The 6,024-nt window shown below is 72.6% G+C and carries 4 protein-coding genes; 2 read left to right on the top strand and 2 right to left on the bottom strand.

The annotated features are described in order from the left end of the window. Positions 1-109: 109 nt before the first annotated feature. Both QIS99_RS25835 and QIS99_RS25830 read right to left on the bottom strand, forming a co-directional pair. Positions 110-3,031: an ATP-binding protein gene (locus tag QIS99_RS25835; protein WP_282516044.1), complete on the bottom strand. Its 2,922-nt coding sequence runs from the start codon at positions 3,029-3,031 to the stop codon at positions 110-112. Between the two features lie 58 nt (positions 3,032-3,089). Continuing rightward, positions 3,090-3,743 carry a TetR/AcrR family transcriptional regulator gene (locus QIS99_RS25830; RefSeq protein ID WP_282516043.1) on the bottom strand — a complete coding sequence of 218 codons (654 nt, stop codon included), beginning with the start codon at positions 3,741-3,743 and terminating at the stop codon, positions 3,090-3,092. Between the two features lie 69 nt (positions 3,744-3,812). Between QIS99_RS25830 and QIS99_RS25825 the strand changes: the two genes are divergently transcribed. Together QIS99_RS25825 and QIS99_RS25820 are read left to right on the top strand one after the other, a co-directional pair. Continuing rightward, entirely contained in the window at positions 3,813-5,303 is a 1,491-nt protein-coding gene (locus QIS99_RS25825) for an MFS transporter (RefSeq protein ID WP_282516041.1), read from the top strand. A 97-nt stretch (positions 5,304-5,400) separates the two neighbouring features. Further along, positions 5,401-6,003 carry an NADPH-dependent FMN reductase gene (locus tag QIS99_RS25820; RefSeq protein ID WP_282516040.1) on the top strand — a complete coding sequence of 201 codons (603 nt, stop codon included), beginning with the start codon at positions 5,401-5,403 and terminating at the stop codon, positions 6,001-6,003. Positions 6,004-6,024: the final 21 nt, after the last annotated feature.

The raw sequence follows: 6,024 nt of genomic DNA, 5'->3' as shown, positions 1-6,024 counted from the left end.
AAGGTGCTCGTCCGGGTACGCGGCTGAGCCGGAGCGGGCATTCGCCGGCACGTCCAGGTCCCTGGCGGGCCGCTCGGCGAGCCTGGGTTCCTCCGGGCGGAATCCCAGGTCAGGCCGCTTTCCTGCGGCAGGTGTGGTCGGAGCCCACCGTGCAGGTCCTGGTCGGCTCGGGGGGTGAGTCGGGGAGGCAGGCGGCGCCGACGGCTGTGCTGAGGTGTCGTCGGTCCGAGATGGACAACTTGCGGTAGACGCGGCTGAGATGCATCTCCACGGTCCGTCGTGTGACGAAGAGCCGGAGTGCGATCTCCTTGTTGGTCAGCCCCTCGGCGGCGAGTAACGCGGCCCGCCGCTCGGCCGGGGTGAGCGACTCGGGGCCTATCTCGGTCTCACGGCGCGGCTTCGCGCCCGCCTCCATGAGGTCCCGGCGCAGCTCCTCCACGAGCATGCCCGCGCCGCTCCGCTCGGCCAGGGCGAGGGCGGCGCGCAGTTGCTCGCGTGCTTCCCGGGTCCTGCGGGTGCGCATGAGTTCTCGTCCCAAGTCGCGCAGGACGCGTGCCTCCTCGACCGTGGCCCCGGAGTCGTTGAGGATCGTGGCCGCCTCGGCGAGCAGTTCGCCTCGGCCCTTGCCGGGGGTGAGTACGCCGAGGACGCGCAGGGCGCCTCCGATGGTGTGGGCCGCGCCCCAGTTCCGGGCCAGGGCGAGTTCCTCCTCGGCGAGTTGCCCGGCCACGTCGGTGCGGCCCAGTTCGGCGTGGGCGAGCGCGGCCGCGGAGCGCCACGGGTAGCGGACGGAGTCGGCCCAGCCGAGCGTATCGAGCCGTCGGCCGCACTCCTCCAGGTCGGCCAGTCCGGCCTCGGTGCGTCCTTGCGCGCAGTGCAGCCGCCCCCGGTGGAACAGCAGAGCAGGCAGCGCCATGTCCGGAGTGCGGTCGGCCGGGCCGGAGTCGAGGAGCAGTCGCCCGGCCCCTTTGGGGTTGCCGAGGTCGAACAGCGTCCCGCCCAGCCACCAGCGGGCTTGCAGGGAGCCGAGCCACTCCTGGTCACCGCCGCGTTCGAGTGCCTCGTAGGCCGTGTCGACGGCTTCCCTCAAGTGCCCGGCGTGATAGGCGCATTCGGCCCGGACTGCGCCGGCCAGGGTGGACAGGGCATGCGCGCGTGGGGGCAGTTCGTCACCCAACGTGCGGCACGCCTTGAGTGCTTCGGCGTGCTCACCGGCGTGTGACAGGACGAGGGCGAGCTGGAGGCGTAGTGCGGTCCGGGGCCCGGCCGGGTCCAGGGGTTCGCCGAGCCCCAGGCGCGCGTAGTGCACGGCTTCCTTGCGGCGGGTGCCGCTCTGCTGGGCGTGCACGGCGGCCAGGGCGTACTCGGTGAGCCGGACCCAGGGGGCCCGGCTGGAGGGGTCTGGTGCGGGCACGGGCCGGGGCGGCGAGGAGGTTCGCGGGCCGCCCGGGACTTCTCGGCTGTCGAGCAGAACCAGCAGGTCGCGGATGGCGCCCGCGCCGCGTCCGGCGTCCCGTGCCGGTCCGGTCTCTCCGGCCGTCTCGGCGCGTTCCAGGTCGGCGGCCGCGCGGTGTGCGGTGCGCAGTGCCTCGGAGATGTCACCGGCCAGTACCAGCGCCTGCACCAGTTCGGCCAGGACCTGGCCCCACGCCTGGTCGTCGGCGCGCATCAGGTGCAGGGCCTGCCGGAAACGGGCTGCTGCGGCCACCGGGTCGTCGGCGAGTTCGACTTGGCCGAGCCGCCGCAGCACGCCCGGTTCCGGGCCGGTCCCTTCCAGGGCGCGCCGCAGGCAGGCGCCCGCCTCGGTGTACGCGCCTCGGGCCAGGGCGTCGTCGGCCGCTTCGGTCAGCATGCGGTGCGCCCAGGGCTGGTCTGACGGGGCCGCGCGCAGCAGGTGCCCGGTGATCTGTTCGGCGGGGGCGGCCTGGTTGTGCAGCGCGGCGGCGCTCGTGGTGTGCAGGCGGGCCCGGTCGCTGGGCGGCATCGCGATGAGGAAGGATTCGCGGACCACGGGTTGCGCGAAGCCGACGCCGGTCGGGTGGTCGTGCAGTACGCCCCACCGCGTGAGCATCTGCAGCATGTCGGCGGCGGCCGTGTCCGGTATCTCGGCGATGTCGGCCACGAGGGGGGCGCGGGCACTGCGGTCGAGTACGGCCACGGCGTCGAGGACCTTGCCCACGCCGGGGATCCAGGCGCAGCGGGCAGCGAACATCTCCGCGATCTCGACCGAGCCGAGCACGGAGATGTCCGCGGCGTCCGGGTGCGGTGCGTCGCCTCTGTTGTGGGAGATCTCCCGCAGGACGGCATGGACGAGGAACGGGTTGCCCGCGGTCGACCGGTACAGCGCCAGGGCGGTCTCGGAGTGGACCGGTTCGCCGAAGGCGGTGCTCATCAGGTAGGCGACGCTGTCGGCGTCGAGGTTGCGGATCACCATGCGCCGGTGGAAGTCGGAGGCGACGCCGGCCAGTGAGGACGCCCCGGGGTGGCGGGGCGGCGTGTGGGGCTTGGGTTTGGTGTAGCCGTAGGCCAGGGCGGCGACCAGGGCGACCGGCAGTCCGTCGAGGCGTGCCATGAGGTGGGCGAGCCATTGCAGTGAGTCCTGGTCGGTCCACTGCAGGTCGTCGACGGTGATCAGGACCGGCCGCCGGGAGGCGAGGGCGGTCACGAGCTGGTGCATCCGGTGGATCTGCGCGCAGGTGTCGTCCTGTTCGGGGGCTCCGTCCGGTTCGCACTCGGGTACGGCGTCGGCCGCCGTGCGGATGCGGTCGCGCTCCGGCGAGGCTCCTGCCGCCGTACGGAGCTGGTCGTGCACTTGGTCCAGAAGGCTGCCCGGCAGGGACTGTTCGGCCTGCCGGGCGCGGGTGGACACCACCTCGAACCCGGCATCGCGTGCGAACCGTAACGCGGCTCGCACCAGGACCGATTTTCCGCTTCCTACGCCTCCCTCCAGTAGGAGGCTGGCGCCAAGTCCCGATACGGCGGATGCCAGCACCTTCTTCAGGGCGGACGTTTCGGCATCACGGCTCAGCATTGCAACTCCTTGTCGTCCCCGAGGAGCCCGGGCGCGGTTGCACCCCGTCGGTCCTCCGTCAGAAGTCGTCCCGGTGTTCTTTGTGCCACTGGTCGGTGGCCACTCCCCCGAGAACGATCACGACCACCTTCTCCGCCAACTGGTGAGTGACGGGCAGATGGTTGAACAGCACCCGGTAGTAGGTGGTGGAGGCCAGCATGTCCAAGAGCAGGTCGACATCCGCGTCCGCCCGGATGTCGCCCCGGCCGATGCCGCGCCGCAGCGCCTCGGCCGTGGACGCTCTGCGCGGGTGGAAGAACTTGCTGAGGAACTCGGACTCCAGCTCCGGGTCGTTGGCCAGGTCGGCGACGAGGGCCGGCAGGGCGCGGCGGCCGATGGCGGTGGTGAAGGCGTGGCTGAGGGTGCCGATCCCTGCGATCAGGTCGCAGTGCGTGCAGCCGGTGTCGGGCGTGGGGGTGGTGCCCACGGTGGTGGCGAGAACGTCCACGACGAGGTGTTGCCGGGAGCGCCAGCGGCGGCGCAGGGCCGGTTTGCTCGTTCCCGCGAGCGCGGCGACGGCCTCCAGGGTCAGGCCGGAGTACCCGACGTCGTTGAGGATCTGGAGCACCGCGTCCGGCACGGCCGCGTCGATGCGTTCGTCGCGGGGTCGGCCGCCGCGCTGACGTCCTGTCAGGGGTGCAGCGTTCTCTGGGTCGGTGGGGCTGTTCCGCATGGCGCCAGTATAAGTATAGTTGCGTTCCGTTCCGCATCGAAACGAAACTTTCTCCGTCAAGGAGTGTCCATGTCTCAGCACGTCAGCCAGCAGGACCAGGAAGGGGCAGCGGGAGAACCGGCTGCACCGGCGACCGCGGCAGCGGGGGCGGGGGCGCAACCGTCCGAGAGCGTCTTATCCGGCCCGCACCGGGCCCTCACCCTCGGCATCCTCCTCTCGGTCGGCATGGTCGCCTTCGAGTCGCTCGGCGTGGCGACCGTGCTCCCCGCCATCGCGGGAAAACTGGGCGGCCTCGGCGCCTACGGATGGGGCCTGTCGGCCCTGATGCTCGCCAACATCGTCGGCACGGTGCTCGCCGGACGGGCAGCCGACCGGCGGGGGCCCTGGGTACCGGTGGCGCTCGGCGTCATCGTCTTCGCCGTCGGCTGTCTGGTCGCCGGCGCAGCGGTGAACTGGCCGCTGTTCCTCCTCGGCCGGTTCGTCCAGGGGCTCGGTGTCGGCGCCGTGATGTCCATGGCGTACGCGGTGATCGGCCTCGCCTACCCCGAGCATCTGCGCGCCCGGATGTTCGCTCTGCTCTCCTCGGCGTGGACCATCCCCTCACTCGTCGGCCCGGTGATCGCCGGGACGCTCGCGGACTTCACGACCTGGCGGGCGGTCTTCCTCCTGATGCTGCCGCTCATCGCGGTGTCCGCCGTACTCACCCTGCCCGGCCTGCGCAGGCTCGACCGGCCCGAGGCCCCTGCGGCGGCGCCCGCAGAGCCCTGGTGGAAGGGGCCGCCGGCCCAGGCCGTCTACCTCACCGTCGGCACCGCCGTACTGCTGCAGGCCCTGCTGCTCAAGAATCTGACCCTGCTGATCGTCTTCACCCTGGTCGGCCTCGCCGTCGCCATCCCGTCGCTGCGACGCGTGACCCCGGAGGGCACCCTGTCGGCGCGCTCCGGCATCGGCGCCGGGATCGCCATCCGCGGCCTGCTGTGCGGTGTCTACTTCGGCAGCGAGGCGTTCCTGCCGCTCGGGCTGCAGGAACTGCGCGGCATGAGCGTCTCCCTCGCAGGCCTCGGCCTCTCCGCGGGTGCGATCACGTGGGTGCTCGGCTCGCTCTACCAGGCCAAGCGGGACGGCGCAGGAAAGGGCTCGCGCTCCGGCAGCGTGGCGCTCGGCTTCGGGATTCTGCTCGTCGGCGTCGCCGTCATCGCCCTGTCCGTGCTCACCGAGGCCGTCCCCTCCTGGCTCGCCATCGTCGGCTGGGGCATCGGCGGCATCGGGATGGGCATCGCGTTCAACGCCTCCACCACCGACACCCTGGAGCAGACACCCGCCGAGCGGCAGGGCGAGGTCAGCGGAGCGCTGCAGCTCGCCCAGACCCTCGCCACGGCCCTGATCGCCGGGCTCGGCGGCGCGTCCATCGCCATCTTCCGGCACTACGACGGCTCCACCGCAACCGCGCTGCTCGTGGTCTTCGCCCTCACCGCCGTCCTCTCGCTGCTCGGCGCGCTCCTCTCCCCGCGCCTGCGCAAGGCCGGCGCCAGCTCCGCACCGGCAGCTGCGGGCGCGTGACACGCCCGCACCGGACCTGGGCCCTGCCGTCGGACTCCCCTTCGGCGGCAGGGCCCACGGGACGAAACGACCGGGCCCGGGCGACAAGGAGACGGCAGTGAACGACATCCACATCGTGGGCCTCTGCGCCCCCTCGGAGACAGACCCCTACGGAGAGCTGCTGCTGCGGGCGCTCTCCACACCCGGCAGCCAGGGCATCCACCTGGACGTGTGCCCGGTGCCGCCCGACCTGCCGCCCCACGAGGCCTTGCCGGCGGACCGGCTCCCCCCATCCGTACGGGCGTTACGGCAGACGGCGCACCGGGCACACGCCCTGCTGCTCGCCGTGCCGGAGGCACCGGACGTACCGCCCGCGCCGCTGCTGACGGCGCTGCAATGGCTCGCCAGGCCCGCGGCCGGGGCCCCGCTCACCGCGAAACCGGTCGCCGTGATGTCCGTGGCACCCGGTCCGGCCGAGGCTCCGGAGCCGTTCACCGAAGCCGAGCACATCCTGCTCGCCGCCGACAGCGTGACCGTCGGGCCCCGCTCGATCGTGCCGAACGCCGCCCGGGTGCTGCGGGACCAGGGCGGGCCGGGCGGCCGGGTGGTCATCGGCGACCCGGCGGTCACGATGCGGCTGCTTTTGCACGTCCGCTGCCTCGGCTCGGCGGCCCGCACCGCCGCCCGCCTCGGCCCGGCACCCGAACCGCCCTGGATCTAGGCCAGATCCAGGCCCTGTCCT

Source organism: Streptomyces solicavernae (assembly GCF_029968095.1).
GTDB lineage: Bacteria > Actinomycetota > Actinomycetes > Streptomycetales > Streptomycetaceae > Streptomyces > Streptomyces solicavernae.
Note: the sequence above shows the minus strand (reverse complement) of the source record. Positions and strands in the feature narration are given on the sequence as shown.